Here is a 25,088-nt window from a genome sequence, read left to right on the forward strand (position 1 = left end):
TTAATGACTTTACCAAAGGTATTAACGATTGCCGGTTCTGATAGTGGGGGTGGAGCCGGCATACAGGCGGATTTAAAAACATTTCAAGAGCTTGATACATACGGATTAAGTGTGATTACGGCAATCACGGCTCAAAACACAGAAGGCGTGCAAGCTGTGCATCCTGTCTCACTACAAGTCCTTAACGATCAATTGGAATCGGTTTTTAGTGATATCAGCGTAGATGCAGTGAAAACAGGAATGCTCGTATCCGCTGACTATATCCAATCCATCAGCAAGTATGTGAGTGACTACAATGTGAGGAATCTAGTAATTGATCCGGTGCTTGGATCAACAACTGGTTCTGAACTAACAAAAGACGAAGCAATTGAAGAGTTAAAGAATAGCTTATGGCCATTAGCAAGGGTCGTTACACCGAACTTAATTGAAGCGGCACGTATCCTTGGCTGGGCTTCCATTAACACTGTTCAGGAGATGGAGAGAGCGGTCTACGAGTTACATCATTTTGGAGCAGAAAGTATTTTATTAAAAGGTGGACATCTTCCAGGTGAACAATCCGTTGATATCTTATATGATGGTCATACACTTACCCATTTTCCAATGAAACGATTGGATCAACCTCATACTCATGGAACGGGTTGTACGCTGGCGTCGGCTATTGCAGCTGGACTTGCAAAAGGAGATTCAATTGCTGAAGCAGTAAGCACAGCAAAAGAATTTGTGACATGTGCTATTAAAGAGGGATTCTCGATTGGACGGGGTTCTGGTCCACTTAATCATTCAGCGTATCGCCGTCAGTAAGGCGGCGATTTTTTTCATCTTCTTCTTTCTCTTAACTATCCGTTCATGGTAACGTAGAAGAGATCACAACATTGGAGGAGAAAGATGAAAACGAAGAGTAATCATTTGATCGTTTTTCTATTACCTGTCGTATTAATGCTTGTTATGGCCATTGGAGGGTATGCTTTTCTTCAATCAGATGAAGCAAGTGAATGGACCAATGAAGAATTACAAGAAAATATGGAATGGACGGGTGCACAGAGTGGATCGACCGTAGAGTTATCGTGGGTATGGCCTGCTATGCCTGTGGATGGCATGTTTGGGGATGACTACTTTGGTGTAGTTGGACCTTTAGAGGGGCTTAAGGTAGAGCTTTATGCTTCTGATGGAGTGTTACTTGAGGAAGAAGGAACAGAAATAGAGAATGGTTGGATTGTCTCGTTTCCAACAGAGCTTGTTGAAAATAAAAGCTACGGAAATAGAGGGACACTATATATTGAGCTTGAATCTAATGAAGTGTCTCTTGACGAATTGAATGTACAATTACTACATACATGGACACAGCATGCGCCACTTGAGAAAGAGGATGCTACCTTCCGACATCCAACATTTGGTGAAGCAACAAATGTCCCATATTGGGTTGAATCGATCGAGGTAAATCAATATGTTCGTTAGGGGCATGTCTTTTCAATCTGGTGTGTTCTTTATGACAAGTCAGTATGTTGCCTGTGCTAGTCATCGAAAAGGAGATTTGCATAGTTGGGTTGAGCCCGTCTCTTTTCGTACAACCTTAAAGATGGCTAAAGAACTATTGATCAGCATACCTGCTCGTTTTATCGTACTGCCCATTCTACTTATGTTAGGCATCATGATTCCGCCCATTTTCTTAGATTTAAATGGGTTACCTGTCTATTCATTGTTGTACCTAGCCTTTGGCATGCATTTTTTGTTTCCTAAAAGTCTCCGTCAATACCACGGGGCGGAACATAAAGTATTTAGCTATAAAGGCCGTATTTCAAACGTTCGCATAAGAGCAATCAATCGGGCTTCAATCGTTAACAGAGGTTGCTCTACAAATGTTGTGGTTGTTTATTTTACAAGTGTTCTCCTTGGAGCACTGCTTTTTATTGCATTACAGGTGAACGGATCAACTGCCTTAATGATTTCTTCATATGTAAGTCTCATCCCTGCACTATTTACAGAGAAGTTAATGAAAGCTTGGCCTAAGAGCTATATTTCAAAGGTCTCAGCTTTCCTACAGCGAAGGATCACCACAACTGAACCAGATCGTCATCATTTGCTGGCAGCTATTGCGTCCTATAGGCAGCTAGCTGAAATAGAGTTTCCACACCGAATTAGACGAGTCCAAAAGGAGAGAACAAAAAACATGGCTATTGTTGACGTAACAATTATACCAATTGGAACAGAAGGACCAAGTGTAAGTGACTATGTAGTAAATATTCAACGGGTGCTGGAATCCTTTGGAGATCAGATTACATTTCAATTAACGCCAATGAGTACACTGATTGAAGGGGAGCTTCCTGTACTGTTTAAGGTTCTAGAAGCAATTCATGAAGTACCTTTTGAACATGGGATCAAGAGAGTTGCTACAAATATTCGAATTGATGATCGAAGAGACAAAAAGCAAACGATGGCAAGTAAGCTAGATTCCGTTCAAAGTAAATTGCAATCTTAAAGAGAAAACCCAGCTACAATTGAGCTGGGTTTTCTGTCTTAACTAGTTGTTTTTTCATCGTAACATGCGGAATGCCTGCATCCATGAATTCATCGGAACAAATTGTGTAACCAAGATGTTCGTAAAACCTGACTGCGTGTACTTGAGCATTTAGCTTTGCTGTTGGGATCTTCTGATTCATTAGTAATTCTCGCTCTATACAGTTCATTAGGGCAACACCTGCCCCTTGTCCTCTAAGATCTTTTGAGATACATACTCGTTCAACTTTAGCATACGTATCTATATGACGAGTTCTCGCAGCTCCAGCTGGTTGGCCCGATTGGTCGTACAAAACATAATGAGTAGCTGTTGCGTCCAGCGCATCCTTTTCAAGATCGTTTGAAACACCCTGCTCTTCTACAAAAACTTTTTCTCTCACAGAGAATGCATCATTAAGCTCAGATGCATTCGTAACAGTGAGAATGTTCCACGTACATTGGTTCATTTTGTTAATCTCCCTTTAAGTAAAACGTCTTCATGGTCTCCCATTTTTCGTCTTTTCCCTGTTTTATAAGATGAAACTCGTTTATCTCTTCAAGATGAGTAAAAGGATTCATTCGTAGTTGTCCTAACAAGTCATCGTGTTCAGCTTCAGGTAAATCCTGAGCAATCGTGATATGCGGAACATATGATTGAGTATCATCCTTTTTGACGTCGATAAGCTGACAGATTTTTTGGTTCAGATTATCCAATGTCTCATGCTTACGAACTTTAAAGAAAATTTTATGGGAAAGTGGTCTGAATGAATCAGCTTTGTAGATTTCAAGAACAACGGGTGATTGTTCAACTGCAAGTTGATCAAGTGACTCAATCAGTGATTGTAATTGATTGTCTTTCCAATCAAATGGACCCGTCAATTTAATATGAGGAGGAATAAGCGCATAGTGAGAGTCAAATCTTTTTCTGAACGAATTTGCTTCATCTTGAACAGATGGCGATGGAAAAAGGATCACATAATACATGGTTTCATTCCTCCTAAAGTTAGAAATTAAAAGGGTAGCATTGTCTTTAATGCAGTTGGTAAATCCTTCTGCCAATAGGTCCACGTATGATTTCCTTCGAAGATCCGAAAGCTGTAGGTCACAGGAGTTTCTTTTAGAATGTCTGATAACTCCAGATTAGGTGTAAGAAAATCAGCTTCTTCACCATTTGTCATCTGCACCACCGTTTCCTCGGAACCGATCACATGGTAAATTGATAAACTGTTCGTATACGAATGATTCCGAGCTGCTTTTATCACATGTTGATCCACATATGGTGAGTGCATCATCACTTGACCAAAAAGTGCAGGGTACTCTAAAGCAGTGAGAAATGAAATGGTTCCGGCTAGCGAATCACCAGCTAGTGTTCTGGCTGATGGTAAAGGGTGAGTAGGGTAATGCTCATCTAAGTAGGGAAGTAATTCAAAAGCCAGAAATCTTCGGTAAGCTTCTGAGCGTTTGCCTTCTGGATGGTAACGCTCTCTTCGTTCAAATACACTAGGATAAGGCACGCCGACGATAATTGTTTCTCGTACATCGTAATCTGCCATAAGCTTTTCCATTTGGCGAGGAATTCTTCCTAACTGAAAATAGTCCTTTCCATCCTGACAGATTAATACATCATATGATGAAAGAGGAGTATAGTTAGGTGGGAAATATAAAAGAAGCGGTACCTCATCGTCTAAGTAACGACTATGAATCACCGTGTCTTCTAAGGTTCCATGAAGTGTGGCCATGATGATATCACCTTTCTTTATCTAATAATAACCTTTATTCAGAATGTATTGTCATCATTAGTTTATCATAACTTCTCTAAAAAGCGATGATTCTGCCTATGTGGTAGAATAGAATATAAGGGAGGCGGTTACAATGTTAGAAAGAGTCCCGTGTCAAACGGTTGAAAAGGCTGCTAGACAAAAGCTTATAGAACGTGGTGTGACAATAGAAGCGATTGCCGAAATTGTCTTTGATCTTCAGAAGCCCTATGCTGAAAATTTAGATATGGCTTCATGTATTGAAAGTACAGATGCAGTTCTTAGAAAAAGAGAGATCCAACATGCGATATTAGTTGGAGTTGAACTAGATGTACTAGCTGAAAAAGGTCTATTGAGTGAACCGTTACTAAGCATGGTGAAGCAGGATGAAGGATTGTTTGGGGTTGATGAAACCATCGCTCTTGGATCTGTTTTTGGCTTTGGCAGTATCGCAGTAACAACGTTCGGTTATCTAGACAAACAAAAAGTAGGAATCATACAAGAATTGGACAAGAGAAAAGAGCACGTGAACACGTTTTTAGATGATCTTGTGGCAAGTATTGCTGCGAGTGCCTCCGCGAGGCTTGCACATCGCATTCGTGATTTAGAAGAAAATCGTCGATTAGTTGATATTAGAAAAAGAGAAGAAGAGGATTTAATCGGTTAAGTAGTAATAGAATGTAATGATTACTAATTGATTTAATTAAGATAAGGAGAAGTTGGGAAGATGAAATCAGAACTGCCTCGCTGGATTTATTATAAACAAGTGTTTTATTCGAAATTTCAAGCGGGTTGTCTAAAAGCAAAGATCGAGGATAATTGGCATAATGGCTATGAAGTTGGTCCGCTTGTAGAGGTAAAGAAACTGAAATCAAATAAATATGTGGTTCGCTACACATACGATGAAACGATTTAGTGTCGTTCATCTGTAAGCTGTCTGTATTTCCGGAAAACAGTTAAACTCTCTTTTAAGTATTCCATTTCTTCTAAACTGACAGCAAGCGTTTGTTCACTTTCTGTTGTAATCACCGCAATGTGATTGGGCTGACTGATATCTGTTCTTCCGAGTAGGTAGTCAACAGAGATATCAAACGTATCAGCGAATAAGTACAAAATGCTAATATCGGGTTTTCGGTTGCCATTTTCGTAACCTGATATGGTTGATGCGGCTAGATTCACTCTCACACCTAGTTGCTTCATCGTTAAACTGTGCTTTAATCGTTGTTCTCTAAGGCGAGATGAAAACATAGGCAAGGATCTCTCCATTTCATTGTTGTGTCACTTTATTATACTTTGCAAAACGCAAAGTGCCAATTATTATTAATTTACTATTCGTAATGAATTGACGATTATGCAAAATGAATTATAATCATGGAAGGTATATAACAATGATGTGAGGGTCAGGGTGTGAACGAAATGAGCTTAGTAAAAAAAGCTAGACAAAACCTTGGATATAGTTTGGAAGTTGCTGCTAGGGAAATAGGGATCTCGGCTGGATATTTGTCGCAGATTGAAAGTGGAAAACGACAAATTAGTGCTGAAAGAGCAAAACTAATTGCTAAAGTGTATAATGTACATCTGGAAGAGATCTTCACTCCAACAAGGTATGGTAGAAAAGAGTCGACGAGTCAAGAGGAAGTAGATACACAAAAGACAGGCGGGAATTAATCCTGCCTGTCTTTTTATACGTTAAAGCTTCTTATTTTGGATGGATCATGTTCTCAGGACGCACGGCCGCTTCGAATTCTTCATCTGTTAATAAACCTGAGCTGATGGCTGCTTCTTTAAGTGTTGTTCGCTCAGAGTGTGCTTTTTTAGCAATCTTAGCTGCATTTTCATACCCAATGTGAGGGTTTAAAGCCGTAACAAGCATGAGTGATTCATTTAGATATTGTGTCATCTTTTCTTCGTCCGGCTCAAGTCCAATTAAACATTTGTCATTAAAGTTTTGTAGACCGTCAGAAAGTAGACGAAGAGATTGAAGAACATTAAAGATAATAACCGGTTTGAATACATTTAATTGGAAATGACCTTGGCTTGCTGCAAACCCAACGGATGCATCATTTCCAAACACTTGAGTAGCTACCATCGTAAGTGCTTCACTTTGAGTAGGGTTCACTTTACCTGGCATAATGGAGCTTCCAGGCTCGTTAGCTGGAATAATCACTTCTCCAATACCGCAACGTGGACCACTTGCAAGCAGACGAATGTCGTTAGCAATCTTAAATGCATCTGCAGCTAGGGCTTTTAATGCACTGTGAAGGTGAACCAGCTCATCATGACTCGTTAATGCATGAAACTTGTTAGCTGCTGATTTAAACGTTGCTCCTGTTTGTTTAGAAATTTGGGCAGACACCTGCTCAGAGAATTCTGGGGGTGCGTTAAGTCCTGTTCCGACTGCAGTTCCGCCTATTGCGAGTTCTCTCACGTGGTCAGTGCTTTGCTCGATCATCACTTTACACTTCTCAAGCATACGCTTCCAGCCGCTAATTTCTTGACCGAATGTTAAAGGCGTCGCATCTTGAAGATGGGTTCGACCAATTTTAATGACGTGCTCAAATGCTTTTTCTTTTTCTGCAAGTGTTTCTGTAAATGTTTTAACTGCTGGTAGTAGATGTTGTTCTACATATAGAACGGTTGCTACGTGCATCGCCGTAGGGAATGTATCATTTGAGCTTTGTGAACGGTTTACGTCATCGTTAGGATGAACCTTTAGGTCGTGACCATTTTCCGTTAACCATTGATTTGCTATGTAGGCAATGACTTCGTTCACATTCATGTTGGACTGTGTTCCACTTCCTGTTTGCCAAACAACTAATGGGAAGTGATCATCATGTTTTCCATCAAGAATTTGGTCGGCAGCGTAAGTAATCGCGTCCACTTTTTCTTTTTCTAATCCTTTTAATGAACCGTTTACAATAGCAGCTGCTTTTTTTAGATGAACAAAGGCGTAGACTACTTCTAATGGAATTTTTTCTTCACCGATTTTAAAGTTTTCTAAACTACGTTGTGTTTGAGCTCCCCAAAAACGGTCTGCAGGTACTTGAATTTCACCAATCGTGTCTTTTTCTGTACGTGTTTGCAACATGCCTCACCCTTTTTCACTTATTTTCAACACTCATATCATACCAGAAAATTAAAATTCCTTAAATGAAAACGTTCTATTTAAACGATGTGAGGCTGATAAACTATTTGATAAAAAAAACGAATGCCTGATAAAAGGACATTCGTCATTAACAGCTATTACTTATTCATCAAAAAGCTTAAGATAAAGCTCGTACCCTTCGTTTTTTAATTCGCTTTTTGGAACAAAACGAAGAGCAGCAGAGTTAATGCAATATCTTAATCCGTTTGGTCCCGGGCCATCATTAAACACGTGGCCAAGGTGAGAATCGGCATCTTTACTACGGACTTCGGTTCGTACCATAAAATGGCTACGATCTTCTTTTTCAAGAATCTCTTCTTCTACGATTGGTTTAGTAAAGCTTGGCCAGCCACATCCAGCATCGTACTTGTCTGTTGAACTGAATAGTGGTTTTCCTGAGACAATATCAACGTAGATGCCGTCTTCCTCGTGATCGTAGTATTCATTACGGAAGGGCTGCTCTGTTCCATTATTTTGAGTGACCTCATATTGAATAGGTGTTAGCTTCGCTTTTAACTCTTCTTTTGAAGGTTTTTGTGACATTATTTATTCCCCCAGTTTGACTTAGTAAATGCTTCTCTCCCAGATCCTTTTTGGTACATTTTATATCGGATTGGGTTCTTTTTATAATAATCTTGGTGATACTCTTCAGCTGGATAAAAGGTACTCGCAGGGAGAATATCAGTCACTATCGGTTTATTAAAACGGCCACTTGCCTGAAGACGTTCTTTTGATGCGAGCGCTGCTTCCTTTTGAGCCTCTGTGTGATAAAAGATGGCTGTTTTGTATGAATGTCCTCGATCATAGAATTGACCGCCTGGATCAGTAGGATCAATTTGCTGCCAGAATACGTCTAGCAATGACTCATAAGAGAATTCATCTGGGTTAAACGTAATTTGAACAGCTTCATAGTGACCAGTTGATTCACTACAAACTTCCTCATACGTTGGATTTATCGTGGTTCCACCTGTATAGCCAGAAACGACAGACTCAATACCTTGGTACGAATCAAACGGTTTAACCATACACCAGAAGCAACCTCCGGCAAACGTAGCTTGTTGAAATGTGGATTCGGTCAATGGATACTCATCCCTTTCTTGAATCATCAAGTAGTGAAAGTCTACTATATCATATTGTGTACAAATCTCAGAAGAATACGCTTAAAACCCTCTCCCGGTTTCAGGGGAGAGGGTCAAACTCAGCTTGCGCTTACGATAGCTTTGTTGGTAAGGCTTCAACGGCTTCGGTTACTTTATCTAACTTTCTCTCTAATCGATTAAGTAGATAAAGGGTAACCATAATCGGGAATCCATATTCGCTAATGAGTGGCACCCAGAGTTCAACTCCACTCATAGTTAGCTGCCTAAAGGAATGGCCGTTACCTCATGATGAACCAATCTAGCCCCTTTAATCGTGGTAAGTTTTCCTCCAGAAGCTAGAAACACATCCTCCGTAAGAATAGTCTCCATCACTGATTGGACAAGCTGTGCATCCACTGGTTCAATTGGGTGATCAACGGATACAGTTACTTGCTTTCCCATCTGGTCTTCAAATAAAAGATCGAGTTTTTTGCTCATTGTCTTCCTCCTTATTGTTTGTTATGTCTTAGTCAAGAATGTACGTGTTCTGACGAGCGACTGTATAGATCTGGTATTGCTGCAAGCTAATCAGGGCATTGGCAGTGGTTGCAATTGCTGCATCACTGGCTTCCCCATCAATGTTTTGAAAAGACTTTGTTGCCATTAGGTCCTTTCCGTCATTCCCACGGCCAATTACAAACTGAAGAGTTAATCTTGTACGTTGATTCATCTTATCACCTCCTATATGTTATAAATCGAAGTTGATCACACATAAGGGGGAGGGGAAGGATAAATTATTTCGTAAGTAGTTTTATTCCATAGTTGAGAGGGGAAAGGAAGATAGATTAGATCTTTAAAAAAAGGAGGGGATTTGTACATATGGAAGATTCGAAACAATCCGTTGCATCTTCTAAAAGTGTGCTATACATCTCTACAAGTATTATTGCAGTATTAATATTATGGGGAGCTCTTTCCCCGGGATCACTAGGCAATGCCTCAGGTAAGGCACTTGATTGGATCATTGAAACCTTTGGATGGTTTTACATGCTCTTATTATCTGGTTTTGTTTTAGTTGGACTTGGCTTGGCTGTGTCACCTTTTGGAAGGATTCGTCTTGGAAAAGAAGGGGAAAAACCCGAGCATTCCTGGTTGTCCTGGGTTGGTATGCTATTTGCCTCCGGTCTTGGTGTTGGATTTGTGTTCTTTGGCGTGGCAGAACCACTTCTATATTATCTTGATACACCTGTTGGAATTGAGCCGGCAACAGTAGATTCAGCTGAGTCAGGTATCAGATATGGTGTATTCCACTGGGGCTTACATGCTTGGGGAGCATTTTCTATAGTTGGTTTAACCTTGGCATATGTTCAGTTTCGAAAAGGAAGACCAGCATTAATTAGTTCCGCTTTTTATCCCTTACTAGGTAATAAAGTAAATGGATGGGTAGGGAAGCTAATTGATGTGTTTGCAGTTATTGCAACGTGTGCAGGAGTAGCAACAACGTTTGGTTTAAGTGCTATGCAAATAACTGGTGGTCTTTCATATGTGACATCGTTACCTAACTCCATATACATACAACTAGCGGTCATTCTTGTGGTGACGATCTTATTTATCTTCTCAGCAGTTAAAGGAATCGATAAAGGAATAAAACGATTAAGCAACATTAATTTAGTTCTTGCTGCTTTGCTCTTATTGTTTGTTCTTTTCACAGGACCTACATTATTTGTGCTAGAGAACATGGTTAATACGTTTGGCGGTTATTTATCAAATGTGGTGTCCATGTCATTTACTATGACCCCTTACAGTGAAAGTGAGTGGTTGGGGACAAATACCATTTTCTTTTGGGCATGGCATGTCTCATGGTCTCCATTTGTTGGACTCTTTATTGCCCGTATTTCAAAGGGGAGAACAGTGCGAGAGTTTATGGCAGGAGTTTTAATTGTTCCGACGGTCTTGGCAGTGATTTGGTTTAGCGTATTTGGAGGATCTGGATTGTTCTTTGAGATGTACCAAGGAGCAGGACTCGCAGATATTGTTTCAACAGATGTAGAAAACGCGATGTTTGTTTTACTCGAACAACTTCCACTCACTACTCTTGTAAGCGGAATGGCTATTATTCTCATCCTCATCTTTTTTGTTACATCTGCTGATTCGGCTGCCTTTGTTTTAGGGTCGATGACTTCAAATGGCCGGTTGAATCCTGCGAATAAGCTAAAGGTTATGTGGGGGGTATTAATTGCCGCAACAGCTTCCGTATTATTAATAAGCGGGGACGGAGGGCTGGATGCCTTACAAACTGCTGCACTTACAGCAGCGTTACCATTTGCTTGTATCCTCATCTTGATGATTGTATCCGTGTTTATGATGATGGGACGGGATCTAGGCTATGAGAAACGAAAAAAACGTTCAGAACAGCTTGAGGTCATTAAGTCTGAGGTGAAGGAAGAGATTAAAGAGGATCTATACGAGGAATTAAAAGAGGAAGTGTACGATGAAGTAAGACAGGAATTACAAGAATCAGAACAAAAGAAGACAGATTAAATCGATCAGTCAACCATAAGCGAAGACGAACGATCCAGTAGAGGAGCGTTCGTCTTCGCTTAGTTTAAAGAACGTTGAGTAAGAGCAAAGCGTTTTACCTCACTAATTACGTCTTCCTTTTCTTTGTCTGAAGATAAAAGTTCTAATCCATACTCGTACCCAGCGGCAACGGGTTTCACCCACTGGACAGATCCCTTTAGACAAAGAGGTCGATTCTCCAAATAAAAACGAATTTCGAGCTTTATAGAATAAGTTGTTGGGTCCGGTAACTTATACTGAGTCTGAATGCGAATACCGCCTGGACTAAGGTTAAGAATAGATAGCTCGCCCTCTGCCATTTCAACCTTTTGTTCATTCAACATTAAAATGTGGAATGCTCCACTTATTGAAGGTTCAAACGCATAACGAAAGCTTTCATCACGCTTATAACGCACAGTGTGATTCCTCCTTCATCAACTATTTAGTTTTATTATCGGTAATGGGTACTAGGAAATCAAGTGATACAATTGAATCCCGAAGTGAAGTGAGAAGAAAGCTAGCATCGTTGCAGCAACAACATTTAACCCTTTTAACACCTTAGACTTCATTAGAAAAGAAGAGAAGTGTGTTAAGAAAGAAAGATTTAGATTCCACAGTAAAATTCCGATGAAAATAAGCAAACTATACCATAAAATGAACAAACCGCTTGATCTCTCTATGATCTCATTTAATACGGAGCCGTAGATACCGAACCAGAACATAATATTAATTGGATTAATAAGGGCGATTATTAAACCAGTATAAAAACATTTCCAGAAGATTGATTTTTTCGGTCGATATAGATGACGATCCTTCCATAAAGACTCAGGTGCTTTCTTAAAGGTTCGAATACTTAGATAAGCCAGAAACAAACAACCGCACAGATAAAGAATGGCTTGTGTTGTGACATGTGTAAGTAAAGATCCAAGACCAAAATAAATGGTCGTCATAAAGAGGGCGTCTGCTGTCATCCCGCCAATGCCAACAGCAATTCCTCCTAAAAACCCATTTCGAAGCGTTCGATTAATAATTTCTAAACAAATAGGGCCAACAGGAGCAGCAAGAGAAATCCCTAAGACGATAGCTGAAATCGCAGTGATCAAAGAACTCCTTCCTTTCCATCCGTTCATTTTGTCTTCTACTAATACATGTCCCAGTTTATGAAAATAGACATGTTATTTTTTGGGTACTTTGTAGAAATGTAAAGAGATCTATAAAATCGATGTGAAAGCGATTACGAATCAGTGAGGCGGGAAAGGAAGAATAAGCAACAGATCATAACAAAATCACTGAAGGAGGAAATCATAATGAGTAAAAAATTGATGTACAGTATGATGGCGGGTATCTTTTCAGTAGGGATGTTAGCGGCTTGCGGAGATGGTGAGACGGATGGTACTGATCCAATGGAACCGGCTGATCCGGGTCAAGATGAAATGCAAGATGATGGAATGAATGATGGTATGGGTGACGATTCAGATATGTAATATCAAGTCAAAACCATATCTTTTATATAAGAAGTGGGCAATCTCGTTAAGCGGGATGCCCTTTTTCTTTGTTCTAAGAAATCATAGGAATCAGTCTCGTTCTATGTTTATTTCATCTTCAGTCATGTTAAAATAAGACCGACGATAAGGAGATGAACGAACGTATGAGATTTAAAATTGGCTATCGCACGATTAAAACAGCGATTGGTGTTTTGCTTGCAACAGCCATTTCACAAGCCCTTCAGCTTGATTCATTTGGATCAGCTGCCGTTATCACGATATTATGTATTTCTGTCACAAGAAAAAATTCATTAAGAGTATCCTGGCACCGTTTTGCTGCCTGTCTCTTAGGGATGATTCTTAGTATGGCAATCTTTGAACTGATTGGTTATACACCAATTGTTCTTGGATTATTTATGTTATTATTTATTCCTTTTGTTGTGGCGCTTCGGTTAAGTTTAGGGATTGTTACAAGTTCGGTTATTGTGCTCCATATATATACTCATGCGAATGCAACCGTTGATCTGTTTGTAAATGAACTTCTTTTAGTCGTGATCGGAATCGGAACGGCCTTATTGATGAACTTATATATGCCAAGCAGTGAGCGTCAATTACGAGTATTTAAAAAACAAATTGAGCAGAACTTCAGCCTAATTCTTTATGAATTCTCTACTTATATTCGTAAGGGAGACAGTGAATGGACTGGAGCGGAAATTTCAGACACTGTGCGTTTGTTAGATGAGAGTAAGAACTTGGCGATTCGTGAGAGAAATAATCAAATTCTTAAAGAAGAAGATCAGTACTTTCACTATTTTCAGATGAGAGAAAAGCAATTTGAAATTCTTGAACGCTTAATGCCATTTATTACAACCATTCATGGGTCCGTCTCGCAAAGTGAGAACCTTGCAGACTTTCTAGAAGAGTTAAGCAAGGCAGTGAGTCCAACCAATCATGTGCCGTATTTTCTAGGACAATTAGAGAAGATGCGTGAAACCTTTAAAGAGATGGAGCTCCCTACAACAAGAGAAGAGTTTGAAGTTCGATCAGCTCTCGCATATATCATGCATGAACTTCAACAGTATTTATTAATTAAAGACTCCTTATGGAATGAAAAAAAGGATACAAACATTAAAAAAAGAGCATTCTAACACTAGAAAAGGAGGAGGTTTCTGGTGTTCAAAATGCTTGTTGCGATTCTCATGATGGTGGCTTCCCCTATTTGGCCTATTGGGGAAAATCCAATAAGTGGGGATCCTTTTTTAATTGTAAACGTTTCTACAAATCAACTCGCTTTTATCCATGACAATGAAGTAAAAGAAGTACTTCCAGTAGCAACGGGCAAAGAGAGTAGTCAAACGCCACTTGGTTTGTTTACGGTTACAGTTAAGGCGAATAATCCATATTATCGAAAGAAAAATATATCAGGTGGAGACAAAAATAATCCCTTAGGAAGTAGATGGATCGGTTTCGATGCATTAAATACAGAGGGAAGGACGTACGGGGTGCACGGGACAAATCGACCTCATTCGATCGGCTATCCTGTAACGGCTGGCTGCGTTCGTTTAACAAACGAAACGATTGAACAGCTATATGATCAGATCCCACTTGGGACGAAAATTCTCATCACGGATCAATCACATTCATTTGAGGAACTCGGATTACAGTATGGGGCGCTGACACATTAAAGATCAAAAAAAGAAACACCAGAATCGGCGTTTCTTTTTCCTTTATTTTTTATAAGCCACCTAAACCTGCAACTCCCATAAACATACCACTTAATATAATCGCAACAAGCATGATATAAATCACAACTTTTTGTAATCCTTTTCTTTGCATAGACCAACACACTCCTATAAACAAAATCTTCTACGTCCTATTTTACTTGCTCGAACGTAATTGGACAAGAGCATCAATTAAAAAAGGAGAAAGTTATGACAATCCATTGGCAAGATACTGGAGCTCATATAGCTATCGCCGTTCATTCTATACACCAGGCAAGGACGTTTTATGAACACACACTAGGCCTGAAATTCATTAAAGAAGAAACCGTTGTAGATCAACAAGTACATGTTGCATTCTACTCTACTGGGTCATTGATGATTGAATTAATTGAACCACTAACAAAAGAGAGTCCAGTTGCGGCATTTCTTAAAAAACGCGGCGAAGGCATTCATCATCTGGCGCTAGGAACAAAGCACATAGAGCAAACGATGCAAACACTTACTGGAAGAGGGATTCAATTTTTAAATGATACAAGCACTAAGGGAGCAGATGGGGCGCATATTGCCTTTATTTCTCCGTCTCAGACGCACGGTGTCTTGTTAGAAGTTTGTGAGAAGCAGTAGCTCACACGTGTAACAGAAATGATTTTCCTGTAGGATAAAAGGGAAACGGAGGCGTACATTACATATGATCAATGAAACAAGAATAAAAGAAGAATTTATTGAACTAGTAAAAATTGACTCAGAGACAGGCAATGAAGGTGAGATTGCTAAGCATTTAAAAAAATCATTCGCTGAACTTGGGCTAGAGGTATATGAGGATGATGCGGCTGCACAGACAGGACATGGTGCAGGCAATTTAATAGCTACTCTTCCTGCAACTGCGAAAGGAAGCAATCGTACACCTATTTACTTTACCTCACATATGGATACGGTGGTTCCGGGCAAACAAATTAAACCAGAAGAAAAAGATGGATATATTGTAACAGACGGAACGACCATTTTAGGAGCAGATGACAAAGCAGGACTAGCAGCGATGTTTGAAGCGATTCGTGTGTTAAAAGAAGAGAATCTGGAGCACGGAACGATTCAGTTTATCATTACGGTTGGTGAAGAATCTGGATTAGTTGGTGCAAGAGTCCTTGAGGCAGACCGAATTTCTGCTGAATTTGGATATGCACTTGATAGCGATGGACCTGTAGGCGATATTATTGTTGCTGCCCCGTCCCAAGCAAAAATACATGCCAAAATATTTGGACGTACTGCTCATGCAGGAGTAGAACCTGAAAAAGGGATTTCTGCTATTACTGTAGCAGCTAAAGCTGTATCTAAAATGCCTTTAGGAAGAATTGATCAAGAAACGACAGCTAACATCGGGCGTTTTGAAGGTGGTAGTCAAACAAATATTGTGTGTGATTACGTTGAGGTTCTAGCAGAAGCCCGTTCATTAGAAGAAAGGAAACTGCATAAGCAAGTAGAAAAAATGAAACAGGCGTTTGAAGAAGCGGCTGAAATGATGGGGACATCGGCAGAAGTGAACGTTGAAATTACGTATCCAGGCTATAAGAAATCTGATGCAGATCAAGTGGTACAAATCGCACAAGCTGCGATGCAGAAGATAGGCAGGGAATCAAGATTGCTTGAAAGTGGAGGCGGAAGTGATGCGAATATCATTGCTGGTCTAGGCATTCCTACTGTAAACCTTGCGATAGGATACGAGAATATCCACACAACCGATGAGAAAATGCCGCTCACAGAATTAGTGAAAGCAGCAGAGGCAATTATAGCCATTACTCAAGAAGTATAAGTATACAAAAAAGGACATTTGCCCAAAAAGCATGTCCTTTTTTTCGTGATATTAATGAAGGAAAGTCATAGAGAGATTGTTGGTTTGGCCAAATTCTAAACTCTCCAAAATCAATTCCTCAGAATCTCCAATTTGTTCAGATATTTCAGTAATGGTAGGCGTGAATCCTGTAGTCTGTTTGTGCAGGCGGAGATAAGTGAATACCTTTCGTAAAGTGATGTCGTACTCTGAAATCGTATGGTTCACGATAAAGGTCATGTTCTGCCGCACCTCCCTTATACATAGGGAAAATTTATTAATAACCTAGTATAATACCACCTTATACCATTCGTAATCAAGTTGCAAGTAAACTTTCTTTTAAAAACGAACATTCTTTCGTATAATAGAGAGTAGAAGGAGGGTTTTCCATGCGTATCTTATTTCATGTCGATATGAATAGCTTCTTTGCTTCGGTTGAACTATCGTTTAGACCGGAATTAAGAGGCAAACCAGTTGCAGTAGCTGGTAGTGTGGAGGATCGTCGTGGCATTATCGTGACTAGTACATATGAAGCTCGAGCAAAAGGTGTAAGAACCGCTATGCCTGTTTGGCAAGCAAAGAAAGCGTGTCCTGAGCTCATCCTACTTAAATCAAACTTTGATCGTTACCGCACGGCATCGAGAAACATGTTCGAAATCTTGCGCTCCTATACATCGTTAGTTGAACCTGTCTCAATTGATGAAGGATATATGGATGTGACGCAATATCATGGGCAGATACATCCATACGCATTGGCTGAGCAGATACAAGAACATCTACTTAGAGATATGAACCTACCATGTAGTATTGGAATTGCTCCGAATAAGTTTCTTGCTAAGATGGCAAGTGATATGAAAAAGCCAAATGGAATTACAATCTTACGCAAGAGAGAGTTGCCTCAAAAGCTTTGGCCTCTCTCCATTCATGAGATGCAAGGGATTGGGAAGAAGACGGTTAGTAAATGGGAAAAAGCAAATATTCTCACCATCGGAGATCTTGCTCAGGCAGATCCTCTTTTTATTGCCGAGAAGTTTGGGTCTACGGCGCTTAAGCTCCAAAAAAGAGCGCAGGGTAGTGATGAACGATCTGTTAATCCAGACTCGATTCACGACTTTAAAAGCATAGGTAACTCTACAACATTACCGAGAGATACATCAAACGAACAAAAGATTGATACCATCTTAAAGCAGCTATCAGATTCAGTCAGTGACCGATTAGCGAAAAAGAATGTGGTTGCGTATGGTATACAACTTACGATCAAATATCATGATTGGAAAATCACAAATAAAAGTGAGAAGGTCTCAGATGCGTTTCATACAACAGATGAGATCTACCTTCGCGCAAGAGCACTCTTTAAGAGAGCCTGGAACAATAAGCCTGTAAGGCTGCTAGGCATTAGTACGTATGATCTTGTTGATAAACAAGGTGCTTTCAAGCAATTAAACCTTTTCACCCAAGAAAAAGATCAAAAGGATTATCGAATTCAACAAACGATGCAAACCATCCAAGATAAGTTTGGTCAGCATTCCCTTATAAAAGGCGCAAACGGATACGAAGCAAGAAGAAAGTGGATTGAACAACGTTCGTTGCGCGGGACAAGTCTTGAAAAACCAGATCAGACGGAATAACCAAATACAAAATGTATTAACTAGAAGTATAAAATGACCGATATGATAGGTAACAGATTGCAGGGCGGGAGTGTATGTTATGCAGGTGAATCCACTACTTAGTGGGAATGTAGTTGCTACGGAAAAACCTTTAAAGCAGGGAGAAGTGTTGCGCGGGGCAACATTTCAACCGATATCGGATACAGAAGCAACAATAAACGTTCGTGGAAAAGAACTAACAGTCAAAGTAGACGGCAAGATGCCTACATCAAATCAGGCCAATTTTATTGTTACTTCAGTAGATGAAGACGGCATTCGTGTTCAAGAATGGAGCCCTAAAGAAGCAACCCACGCACCCAAGCTAGGAACTGGGTCACAAGCTCTTCTAGATGCTAATGATTCCTTATCAAATGAGGCTGTCCGTAATACGAGAGGCTCTCTAATGGAAGCAGCCATTAAGTCAGGCATAAGCCGACCGACTGGATTATTACTTGATGCTATGACACTTGTTCAAGAAAGTGGGAGACCTCTTTCAGAAGAAACCATACGTGAGCTTTCTAATTTCTTGAAGTCATCATCTGAAAAGCCAAAACTCCAAGCGGTTGAAGCGTTATTATCGAAAAACTTACCTATTCGCGAATCTCATCTGCAAGCCATACATGAGACCCGGACAGGCAAACCGCTAAATGACATTGTAAAAAGCCTTGAACAACAGGTCCAACCAAAGCAACAGGAAATAAATCATTTAAAACAGCAGGTATTAAAACAACTCGTTCAATCAACGTCGGGTAAACAGCTTTCAGATGTCCAACAGGCTTTAGTTAAGGAATTTCAGTCTCAACTTAGCCAAGCCATAACGGTAGACAAGATTGATCAGCTCTCTCAACTAATCTCTAAAACTCTTCAGGGGGATAAGGGAATTCAAGGTAAGGCAGAACAACCGAAGCTAGTTGAACCTCTTGACACACTTAACTTAAAGAAAGAGAGTTTAGTAGCATTACCAAAACAAAGAGAGAGTATAGAAGGTTCATCAAGACAGAAAGAGAGTGTAGAAGTTCTGCCAAAACAAAAAGAAAGTGCAGAACCTTCACTAAGTCAAAAAGAACGTGTACATACATCATTAAAACAGAAAGAGCCATCGCAGCAGGTAACTCGTTTAGTTGAGTTGGATGAACCGACTCAACTACGTGCGAAATCAAGCAAGGAAGACATATCAATGTTTGACCGCTCTAGAAATGGAATAGACAACCTCTCGAGTCCGATAAAAAAAGAAGTGGATCATCAAATTCCTAATCATCGTACTGAAGGTAACTCGTCTGAATCCGAGAAACATCCTTTACAACAAGTTGTTCGTTCATCTAATGTGGAGCTACCGTTACAAAAGGAGCTTCCTTTACAAGAACCTGAGGAAGCTAAAGTAGTTGTTCAGCGGCAAAGAGATCATTTAAACCAATTAGCTCAAACAATTGAACTGGAAGAGAATCCACATAAGGCATTGGAAGCCATTAAATCAGATTTGCAAGGACAACCAGTGTTAGAGCATGACCAAGTAAACCGACTTATGGATCAGCTTGAGGTTTCCGGCGCGCGTTTACAGGCCGGAAGAGAATTGGCTGCAAGAACGGTTCTGTCCACAGCAATTGAGGCGGAGCTTTCCATGCTGCCGAGTTCAACCGATTCACTTCCAGAAGAATTAAACAATCGATTGATGCAGAATGAATATATTGCACCAATACAAAGTAAACAAATTATTGTCACTACTGTTACGGACAAGATGGCTCAATTAACAAATGAATTTAAGGATTTCCAGCGAGAGACTGTCAGAACGCTTAGACAAATCCAAGTTGATTTAACTACGCCTCAGCGTTCAGATATGCACGTATCTAAAAATCAACTTGACTCAATTATACGTAAATTAGATCATTCCATACTGCGCGGTGAAGCAATGCAGTTTGCTGACATGAAAACAGAAAAGCATTTAATGCTTGCAAGTAGTAAGCTGGCAGAAGCAAGGCAGCATCTTGCTGCTGGAAGAAATCAGCAAGCAGCAGATATTGTTACCAAGGTACAAAAACAAGTTGAAGCCATTACATACAAGCCATCTGAGACTAAGGTGGTTGCGGAAAGCGCTCGTCAACAATTAAATCATGAACAGAAAAAGCCTCAAAGCACTCCGCTTTTCCATATGGAAGAGGCAGCTGCTAAAGCAAAATCGGGTACTGCAAGAGGTGCCTTTGAAGCATTAAAACAACTTGGTCTTAACCATGAGGCAGATTTTGCGCAGAAATTTAGTCAGAAAGAACCTCAGAAGGAAGTACCACTAGAACGAAATTTAAAACAATCGTTGATTCAGTTAGTGAATAGTCAGGATGAAGGAAGTAAAACAACACAACTGGCGAGTCAGGCTCTTCAACATGTAACGGGACAGCAGCTTTTAAGTAAACAGGATGCTCAACCCCTTCAAAGCTTATTCTTTCAGCTGCCATTAGTCCTTGAGCAAAAAGTAGAGCAGCTTCAGTGCTATATCCAATCAAAAAAAGAAGGCGAACAAGTAGATTGGCAAAATTGTAGTTTATATTTTTTAATGGAAACACCAAAGCTTGGGGAAGTTGGAATTTCGATTAAAGCAGTTCAAAGACAGTTATCCGTTACTCTCACAAACGATCAAAAGGATTTCAAATCTAAAATGGAGCCACTTGTAGAAAAGGCTATAGCCAAGGTAGAGGAAGTTGGTTATTCAATTTCTTCGGTTTCATTCTCACCTTTCACAAAGAATCAAGAGACGGAATCCATTCAAACGCCTAAAAACCAAGTTTATTCCAGTGATAAAGGATTTGATTATAAGATATGAATCAATTTCAATACGTGAACCTTAAGCAAAAAAAGCAAACAAGCGGTCCTTCAGCAGCTGTCATTCGTTACGAAGATGAAGGGTCAGCTCCAAAGGTTGTTGCACAAGGAAGAGGAAGAGTCGCCAAGCACATGATGGAGCTTGCCAAGGAACATAATATTCATTTACAAGAAGATTCATCCCTACTTACAAGCTTATTAGATATGGACCTAGGAGATAACATTCCTCCACAATTATATTCAGTTATGGCAGAGATCCTATTATTAATCGAAGAGATGGAAGAAAGCTATTAAGATTAAGTAGAGGATGCCGATATAATAGTTGAGATAAAGGAGTGATCTTGTGCCATTAATTTCTCAAGAGACCTTGCACAAAAAGACGTCTCAAGAGCTCACACTGCTTTTATATGAATCAGCTCTTAATAATCTTGAATCGGCAGTGAATCATATAGAGCGTGATAACTATGAACAAGCTAATAAAAACCTACAAAAAACAAACGATATTCTTGAACGTCTTGGTGTTGGAATTAACTACGAAGCAGGTATACTTGCTGATCAATTAGAACAGCTTTATAACTATTTAGCGGATGAAGTAATCACAGCAAACCTATTAAAAGACAGAATACGTATTCAACATGTACATGGAATTATATTGTCCTTATTTAGTGCGATGATAGAAGCAGTAAAAGATAAACGTGTGGCAAACGATCGGGTGAATCATAAGCAAACCAATGCATATGAAAAAATGGCCTCATACGAATAAGAAGAGGGAGCGAAACCAGTGAAAATTAACAATAATATTCAAGCCTTAAACGCATACCGAAACCTAAGTCAAAACCAAATTCACACATCAAAAAACCTTGAAAAGCTATCATCAGGCTTACGGATTAACCGTGCTGCAGACGATGCTGCTGGACTTGCCATCTCCGAAAAAATGCGTTCGCAAATTCGCGGACTCGATATGGCAGAACGCAATGCACTAGACGGCGTATCGCTCATGCAAACAGCAGAAGGGGCTATGCAGGAAGTACACTCTATGCTTCAGCGTATGCGAGAGCTTGCTGTGCAGGCGGCGAATGATACGAATGATTTAACTGATCGTAATCAAATACAAGATGAAATAAATGAATTAGTTAAAGAGATTGATTCTATATCAGAGAAAACTGAATTTAACTCTAAAAAGTTGTTAGACGGCTCTCTAACGGATATTAAATTTCAAATTGGACCGAGTTCAAATCAGGCAGTAACTTTCACAATTCCTGCAATAGATACTAAGGAACTTGGTATAGACGATTTGACTGTTAATAGTAACGCCAACGCTGAAGCTACAATTGATAGTCTAGATAGTGCCATTGCAAAAGTCTCTAGCAGCCGCTCCACTCTCGGCGCCATCCAAAACCGCCTTGAGCACACAATCAACAACCTTCAAGTCACTAAAGAGAACCTAACATCATCAGAATCTCGAATCCGAGATGCCGATATGGCTCTAGAAATGACTGAGTTCACCCGTAACAATATCTTAAACCAATCAGCGACAGCGATGCTGGCCCAAGCAAATCAGCTTCCACAAGGTGTCCTGCAGCTGTTACAATAATTAGTAGACGAGAAGGCGCTGTCCTTTTCGTCTTTTTCAAAATGAAATTGATTATAGAAAGGCGTGAACCGGATGGACGTAGAGCGGATCATGAGAACCGGAGTCCATAAAGTGGAACGGAAAAAGGCTGAAGTTCAACCTTCTACCACATTTTCTGAGGTGATGAACAAGCAGCGTGCTGATAAAGCAGTTGAGCAACTAACGAAGCTCATGCACAAAGTAGAAGAACAAGGTAAGGTCCTTGCTGAGACTAGAACGATTGACGAGTTACATACGTATAAAAAGCTTGTTAAGGAATTTATGGATGATGCGGTAAAGCACGGGTTAAGCTTAGAAGAACGTCGTGGCTTTAACAGACGTGGTCGCACCAAAATCTATAAGCTTGTTGAAGAGGTTGATCGTAAGTTAATCGATCTCACAAACGATGTGCTAGATAAGCAAAAAAGTAGCCTGGATATTTTAAGCAAGGTCGGAGAAATTAAGGGCCTTTTAGTTAATATCTACGCTTAATTTGTCGACTTATTGGCGCGAATGTGTGCGTCTTTTTGTTTATTTCCATGGATTCGTGATATACTTCGAAAAAAGGTCAGACAGATTAAAAGGGGCAAAGACTATGGATAGACTCATCTATACCTACAAAACAACAATCGATGCACCCATGAAACAGGTTTGGGACTTTTTTCAAGATCCGCGTAACCTCGCAAAAATTCAACGATTCCCAAAGGTTCAGATAAAAGAAGCTGAAGCAGAGTCAGTTGAAGGAAGCGAAATTAAGATGAAAATTGGCCTTTGGGGTGTTGGGGTAAGCTGGAAGGCGACGATTGAGACCGTGAAAAAGCCATATTACTTCGTAGATATTGCGGAGAAACCACCATTTCCATTCACATATTGGCGTCATACTCACCGTTTCTCGCGCGAGGATGGAAAAAGCGTCATGACCGATGAGCTTGAGTTTGCTGCTAACTTGCCGAGCGCTGTGTCCCATAAAATACTGACGTACATGTTTAAAACAAGAGAAAAACAAATACAACAAGCTTTTCAACAATTAAAAGAAGATGATCGCTAAAACGCGGTCATCTTCTTTTGTTACTTATGCAAGTATTTACTAACTAAAGCTAGGATGGAACGCCTTGTTAAGATACTAACAAACAGTCCGTTTTCGTCAACCACACACATAAATGGATGATTGATAGATAGGGTTAGAGCCCGTGCGAACGTAGCATCTTGTTGGATGGTTGGTACATCTGTTTCCATGATATCAGCTACAATTTTGTTTTGTAGTTTGTCGACCTCAATAAATTCTAGACCAAGCAGAGAATCAAGAATGATTGATTTGCTAATTAATCCATGGAGTTTATCTTTCGTATCTAAAACAGGTATTGCTGTATATCCCGACTTTACTAGTACAAGCAAAGCGTGTTCAAGTGGATTGTTTAACTGAACATGGGCGACTTTTTCTGCGGGAATTAATAATTCTTCAATCTCTTTATCCATGAGCTGTTGATTTTTTAAAATATCGAACAAGGAAATCACTTCTTTTTTAAGTATTTTTGAAAAACGGAATAATGGTTGGGGGTGGTTGAGGTTTGAGCTATGCGCATCATACCAGTTGTTTCTCTTATCGTACTAAGAGATTTAGCTTTTTGTCAAGAAAACTAAAACGCTTCCAACTTAGCCCAGTTTGCTGAATAATCCACGTGAACAACGGTCATCCTTAAAGGTGGAGGTGCGATGATGCATACAAAGCAGACCGTTAAATATATTTGTGAAATCTTTCCTTCAGGGAATTCATATTATTACAAACAAGAGATCATTACGCATGAATGTTGGGATAATCCTAAGTCACTTGCTTGGTCAACACCAAGACCTATTTCAAAACAAACATTTGAAAAACGCGTCAAAGAAAAATATCGTGTAGAATTTATTCAAAAGCAGTCAGCGGAAATTCTAGATTTTAACAACTTTCAAAGAAATCTTTAAACTGATTTTTTTGAAAGTTCATTGACAGCACTATTCTTAACCGATAGAATACTATTAAACTAATAAAACATATGAATTTACAAGGAATTATGTTTGGCTAAATGAAAAAGGAGGCCACATATGGATCCGTCAAGCAAACAAGTGTACGACAAGTTGTCAGATCTTTTAGAAAATCTTAAGTTCGGATCGGTGACTATCTTTGTTCAGGATGGCAAAGTGGTTCAAATGGAAAAGAACGAAAAAGTTAGAGTGGAAAAAGCAAAATAAAAGGAGGAGAAGATGTCTAAACTCGTACTCTATGAAAATACGGATGTAGAAGCATTTAAGCAGCTTAATCAATCATTAGCTTCTTTAGACACTTTAGACATACTACGTTGGGCATTTGATATGTACGGCGATGAGCTAGTGTATGCCTGTAGTTTCGGGGCAGAGAGTATGGTACTGATTGACCTCATAAGTAAAATACGTCCTAACGCTCACATCCTATTTTTAGACACAGATTTTCATTTCTTAGAGACTTATTCGCTTATTAAAGAAGTTCAACAGAAATACCCAGACCTGCGAATTGAATTAGAAAAACCAGGACTCACTCCTGATGAGCAAGCGGAGCTTCATGGAGAGAAGCTTTGGGAAACAAACCCTGATCTGTGCTGTAAGATCCGTAAGCTTGATCCATTAGATAGTAAACTAAGTCAAAAAGCTGCCTGGATTTCAGGTCTAAGAAGAGAACAATCACCTACAAGAGCAAACACAGAATTTGTTAACCAAGACAATCGATTTAAATCAGTCAAAGTCTGTCCTTTGATTCATTGGAAAGAAGATGAAATTTGGATGTACATCAAACTTCATAAGCTTCCTTATAATTCATTACATGATCATAATTATCCAAGTATTGGCTGTACTCATTGTACAAAGCCGGTTGCCGCGGGTGAGGACAGTCGTAGTGGAAGATGGTCAAGCACAGATAAAACAGAATGTGGATTACATCAATAAAGGA

Annotated in this window: 37 protein-coding genes; 22 read left to right on the forward strand and 15 right to left on the reverse strand. The window is 39.7% G+C overall.

Translation table 11 applies throughout. From position 1 onward, the window contains the following. Positions 1-3 precede the first annotated feature (3 nt). The 3 genes from thiD to NSQ54_07890 all read left to right on the forward strand — a co-directional run bounded on the left by thiD (position 4) and on the right by NSQ54_07890 (position 2,476). Positions 4-801 (forward strand): bifunctional hydroxymethylpyrimidine kinase/phosphomethylpyrimidine kinase, encoded by a 798-nt coding sequence (thiD, locus tag NSQ54_07880; protein ID WYP27990.1) that lies wholly within the window; start codon positions 4-6, stop codon positions 799-801. A gap of 84 nt (positions 802-885) precedes the next feature. Continuing rightward, a complete protein-coding gene (locus NSQ54_07885; GenBank protein WYP27991.1) occupies positions 886-1,455 on the forward strand; it encodes a hypothetical protein in 570 nt (189 codons plus the stop codon). A 4-nt stretch (positions 1,456-1,459) separates the two neighbouring features. After that, positions 1,460-2,476: an MTH1187 family thiamine-binding protein gene (locus NSQ54_07890; GenBank protein WYP27992.1), complete on the forward strand. Its 1,017-nt coding sequence runs from the start codon at positions 1,460-1,462 to the stop codon at positions 2,474-2,476. Positions 2,477-2,489: 13 nt separating this feature from the next. Here NSQ54_07890 and NSQ54_07895 read toward each other — a convergent pair whose 3' ends face one another. The 3 genes from NSQ54_07895 to NSQ54_07905 are packed head-to-tail and all read right to left on the reverse strand — an operon-like array spanning position 2,490 to position 4,232. Beyond that, positions 2,490-2,960 carry a GNAT family N-acetyltransferase gene (locus tag NSQ54_07895; GenBank protein ID WYP27993.1) on the reverse strand — a complete coding sequence of 157 codons (471 nt, stop codon included), beginning with the start codon at positions 2,958-2,960 and terminating at the stop codon, positions 2,490-2,492. Positions 2,961-2,964: 4 nt separating this feature from the next. Beyond that, a complete protein-coding gene (locus NSQ54_07900; GenBank protein ID WYP27994.1) occupies positions 2,965-3,477 on the reverse strand; it encodes a 2'-5' RNA ligase family protein in 513 nt (170 codons plus the stop codon). 26 nt (positions 3,478-3,503) lie between these two features. Continuing rightward, on the reverse strand, positions 3,504-4,232 hold the full coding sequence (locus NSQ54_07905) for an alpha/beta hydrolase-fold protein (GenBank protein WYP27995.1): 729 nt from the start codon (positions 4,230-4,232) through the stop codon (positions 3,504-3,506). Between the two features lie 133 nt (positions 4,233-4,365). On the opposite strand from NSQ54_07905, the gene NSQ54_07910 reads away from it, so the two are divergent. Together NSQ54_07910 and NSQ54_07915 are read left to right on the forward strand one after the other, a co-directional pair. Continuing rightward, positions 4,366-4,917: a phosphatidylglycerophosphatase A gene (locus NSQ54_07910; protein WYP27996.1), complete on the forward strand. Its 552-nt coding sequence runs from the start codon at positions 4,366-4,368 to the stop codon at positions 4,915-4,917. A gap of 60 nt (positions 4,918-4,977) precedes the next feature. Next, positions 4,978-5,166: a hypothetical protein gene (locus tag NSQ54_07915; protein WYP27997.1), complete on the forward strand. Its 189-nt coding sequence runs from the start codon at positions 4,978-4,980 to the stop codon at positions 5,164-5,166. Here the strand turns inward: NSQ54_07915 and NSQ54_07920 are convergent. Next, positions 5,163-5,498 carry a helix-turn-helix transcriptional regulator gene (locus NSQ54_07920; protein WYP27998.1) on the reverse strand — a complete coding sequence of 112 codons (336 nt, stop codon included), beginning with the start codon at positions 5,496-5,498 and terminating at the stop codon, positions 5,163-5,165. The genes NSQ54_07915 and NSQ54_07920 overlap by 4 nt on opposite strands. Before the next feature lie 168 nt (positions 5,499-5,666). Here NSQ54_07920 and NSQ54_07925 point away from each other — a divergent pair, with 168 nt between their 5' ends. Beyond that, positions 5,667-5,918, forward strand: a complete 252-nt coding sequence (locus NSQ54_07925; GenBank protein WYP27999.1) for a helix-turn-helix transcriptional regulator — start codon at positions 5,667-5,669, stop codon at positions 5,916-5,918. A 31-nt stretch (positions 5,919-5,949) separates the two neighbouring features. Here NSQ54_07925 and fumC read toward each other — a convergent pair whose 3' ends face one another. The 6 genes from fumC to NSQ54_07955 all read right to left on the reverse strand — a co-directional run bounded on the left by fumC (position 5,950) and on the right by NSQ54_07955 (position 9,204). After that, on the reverse strand, positions 5,950-7,335 hold the full coding sequence (fumC, locus tag NSQ54_07930; protein ID WYP28000.1) for a class II fumarate hydratase: 1,386 nt from the start codon (positions 7,333-7,335) through the stop codon (positions 5,950-5,952). Positions 7,336-7,497: 162 nt separating this feature from the next. After that, on the reverse strand, positions 7,498-7,938 hold the full coding sequence (gene msrB, locus NSQ54_07935; protein WYP28001.1) for a peptide-methionine (R)-S-oxide reductase MsrB: 441 nt from the start codon (positions 7,936-7,938) through the stop codon (positions 7,498-7,500). Then, positions 7,938-8,474: a peptide-methionine (S)-S-oxide reductase MsrA gene (gene msrA / locus NSQ54_07940; GenBank protein ID WYP28002.1), complete on the reverse strand. Its 537-nt coding sequence runs from the start codon at positions 8,472-8,474 to the stop codon at positions 7,938-7,940. Before msrA ends, msrB begins: the two co-directional genes overlap by 1 nt. 130 nt (positions 8,475-8,604) lie before the next feature. Then, positions 8,605-8,748, reverse strand: coding sequence for a YvrJ family protein (locus NSQ54_07945; protein ID WYP28003.1), 144 nt, complete (start codon positions 8,746-8,748; stop codon positions 8,605-8,607). A 2-nt stretch (positions 8,749-8,750) separates the two neighbouring features. After that, positions 8,751-8,972: a DUF2922 domain-containing protein gene (locus NSQ54_07950; protein WYP28004.1), complete on the reverse strand. Its 222-nt coding sequence runs from the start codon at positions 8,970-8,972 to the stop codon at positions 8,751-8,753. Between the two features lie 28 nt (positions 8,973-9,000). Beyond that, on the reverse strand, positions 9,001-9,204 hold the full coding sequence (locus tag NSQ54_07955; protein WYP28005.1) for a DUF1659 domain-containing protein: 204 nt from the start codon (positions 9,202-9,204) through the stop codon (positions 9,001-9,003). A gap of 149 nt (positions 9,205-9,353) precedes the next feature. Here NSQ54_07955 and NSQ54_07960 point away from each other — a divergent pair, with 149 nt between their 5' ends. Then, positions 9,354-11,012, forward strand: coding sequence for a BCCT family transporter (locus NSQ54_07960; GenBank protein WYP28006.1), 1,659 nt, complete (start codon positions 9,354-9,356; stop codon positions 11,010-11,012). A gap of 59 nt (positions 11,013-11,071) precedes the next feature. Here the strand turns inward: NSQ54_07960 and NSQ54_07965 are convergent, their stop codons facing one another. Together NSQ54_07965 and NSQ54_07970 are read right to left on the reverse strand one after the other, a co-directional pair. Further along, a complete protein-coding gene (locus NSQ54_07965; GenBank protein WYP28007.1) occupies positions 11,072-11,446 on the reverse strand; it encodes a PilZ domain-containing protein in 375 nt (124 codons plus the stop codon). Between the two features lie 51 nt (positions 11,447-11,497). Next, entirely contained in the window at positions 11,498-12,133 is a 636-nt protein-coding gene (locus NSQ54_07970) for a LysE family transporter (GenBank protein ID WYP28008.1), read from the reverse strand. A gap of 204 nt (positions 12,134-12,337) precedes the next feature. Here NSQ54_07970 and NSQ54_07975 point away from each other — a divergent pair, with 204 nt between their 5' ends. From NSQ54_07975 to NSQ54_07985, 3 genes are all read left to right on the forward strand, one after another. Continuing rightward, complete coding sequence (locus tag NSQ54_07975) at positions 12,338-12,514, forward strand: hypothetical protein (protein WYP28009.1); 177 nt, start codon at positions 12,338-12,340, stop codon at positions 12,512-12,514. 164 nt (positions 12,515-12,678) lie between these two features. After that, the gene (locus tag NSQ54_07980) at positions 12,679-13,662 is read left to right on the forward strand and encodes an aromatic acid exporter family protein (protein WYP28010.1); all 984 of its coding nucleotides are present in this window, start codon (positions 12,679-12,681) and stop codon (positions 13,660-13,662) included. Between the two features lie 33 nt (positions 13,663-13,695). Continuing rightward, entirely contained in the window at positions 13,696-14,199 is a 504-nt protein-coding gene (locus tag NSQ54_07985) for a L,D-transpeptidase (GenBank protein WYP28525.1), read from the forward strand. Between the two features lie 49 nt (positions 14,200-14,248). Here NSQ54_07985 and prli42 read toward each other — a convergent pair whose 3' ends face one another. Then, the gene (gene prli42 / locus NSQ54_07990) at positions 14,249-14,350 is read right to left on the reverse strand and encodes a stressosome-associated protein Prli42 (GenBank protein ID WYP28011.1); all 102 of its coding nucleotides are present in this window, start codon (positions 14,348-14,350) and stop codon (positions 14,249-14,251) included. A gap of 95 nt (positions 14,351-14,445) precedes the next feature. On the opposite strand from prli42, the gene mce reads away from it, so the two are divergent. Together mce and NSQ54_08000 are read left to right on the forward strand one after the other, a co-directional pair. After that, the gene (mce, locus tag NSQ54_07995) at positions 14,446-14,859 is read left to right on the forward strand and encodes a methylmalonyl-CoA epimerase (protein WYP28012.1); all 414 of its coding nucleotides are present in this window, start codon (positions 14,446-14,448) and stop codon (positions 14,857-14,859) included. 64 nt (positions 14,860-14,923) lie between these two features. After that, positions 14,924-16,042: a M20/M25/M40 family metallo-hydrolase gene (locus NSQ54_08000; protein ID WYP28013.1), complete on the forward strand. Its 1,119-nt coding sequence runs from the start codon at positions 14,924-14,926 to the stop codon at positions 16,040-16,042. A 51-nt stretch (positions 16,043-16,093) separates the two neighbouring features. Here NSQ54_08000 and NSQ54_08005 read toward each other — a convergent pair whose 3' ends face one another. Beyond that, positions 16,094-16,300, reverse strand: coding sequence for a hypothetical protein (locus NSQ54_08005; protein WYP28014.1), 207 nt, complete (start codon positions 16,298-16,300; stop codon positions 16,094-16,096). A gap of 149 nt (positions 16,301-16,449) precedes the next feature. Between NSQ54_08005 and NSQ54_08010 the strand changes: the two genes are divergently transcribed. From NSQ54_08010 to NSQ54_08040, 7 genes are all read left to right on the forward strand, one after another. Next, positions 16,450-17,688 carry a DNA polymerase IV gene (locus NSQ54_08010; protein WYP28015.1) on the forward strand — a complete coding sequence of 413 codons (1,239 nt, stop codon included), beginning with the start codon at positions 16,450-16,452 and terminating at the stop codon, positions 17,686-17,688. A 79-nt stretch (positions 17,689-17,767) separates the two neighbouring features. Next, positions 17,768-20,518 (forward strand): hypothetical protein, encoded by a 2,751-nt coding sequence (locus tag NSQ54_08015; GenBank protein WYP28016.1) that lies wholly within the window; start codon positions 17,768-17,770, stop codon positions 20,516-20,518. Continuing rightward, entirely contained in the window at positions 20,515-20,811 is a 297-nt protein-coding gene (locus tag NSQ54_08020) for an EscU/YscU/HrcU family type III secretion system export apparatus switch protein (protein ID WYP28017.1), read from the forward strand. Before NSQ54_08015 ends, NSQ54_08020 begins: the two co-directional genes overlap by 4 nt. Before the next feature lie 49 nt (positions 20,812-20,860). Further along, the gene (locus NSQ54_08025; GenBank protein WYP28018.1) at positions 20,861-21,280 is read left to right on the forward strand and encodes a flagellar protein FliS; all 420 of its coding nucleotides are present in this window, start codon (positions 20,861-20,863) and stop codon (positions 21,278-21,280) included. An 18-nt stretch (positions 21,281-21,298) separates the two neighbouring features. Further along, on the forward strand, positions 21,299-22,111 hold the full coding sequence (locus NSQ54_08030; protein WYP28019.1) for a flagellin: 813 nt from the start codon (positions 21,299-21,301) through the stop codon (positions 22,109-22,111). Positions 22,112-22,183: 72 nt separating this feature from the next. Next, on the forward strand, positions 22,184-22,621 hold the full coding sequence (locus NSQ54_08035; protein ID WYP28020.1) for a YaaR family protein: 438 nt from the start codon (positions 22,184-22,186) through the stop codon (positions 22,619-22,621). A gap of 103 nt (positions 22,622-22,724) precedes the next feature. After that, the gene (locus tag NSQ54_08040; GenBank protein ID WYP28021.1) at positions 22,725-23,177 is read left to right on the forward strand and encodes a hypothetical protein; all 453 of its coding nucleotides are present in this window, start codon (positions 22,725-22,727) and stop codon (positions 23,175-23,177) included. A gap of 20 nt (positions 23,178-23,197) precedes the next feature. Here NSQ54_08040 and cbpB read toward each other — a convergent pair whose 3' ends face one another. Further along, positions 23,198-23,635 (reverse strand): cyclic-di-AMP-binding protein CbpB, encoded by a 438-nt coding sequence (gene cbpB / locus NSQ54_08045; GenBank protein ID WYP28022.1) that lies wholly within the window; start codon positions 23,633-23,635, stop codon positions 23,198-23,200. A 210-nt stretch (positions 23,636-23,845) separates the two neighbouring features. On the opposite strand from cbpB, the gene NSQ54_08050 reads away from it, so the two are divergent. From NSQ54_08050 to NSQ54_08060, 3 genes are all read left to right on the forward strand, one after another. After that, complete coding sequence (locus tag NSQ54_08050; protein ID WYP28023.1) at positions 23,846-24,091, forward strand: hypothetical protein; 246 nt, start codon at positions 23,846-23,848, stop codon at positions 24,089-24,091. A 120-nt stretch (positions 24,092-24,211) separates the two neighbouring features. Beyond that, on the forward strand, positions 24,212-24,358 hold the full coding sequence (locus NSQ54_08055) for a YezD family protein (GenBank protein ID WYP28024.1): 147 nt from the start codon (positions 24,212-24,214) through the stop codon (positions 24,356-24,358). A 12-nt stretch (positions 24,359-24,370) separates the two neighbouring features. Further along, positions 24,371-25,084, forward strand: a complete 714-nt coding sequence (locus NSQ54_08060) for a phosphoadenylyl-sulfate reductase (protein WYP28025.1) — start codon at positions 24,371-24,373, stop codon at positions 25,082-25,084. Positions 25,085-25,088: the final 4 nt, after the last annotated feature.

The sequence above is a fragment of the Alkalihalobacillus sp. FSL W8-0930 genome (assembly GCA_037965595.1).
GTDB lineage: Bacteria > Bacillota > Bacilli > Bacillales > Bacillaceae_D > Alkalicoccobacillus.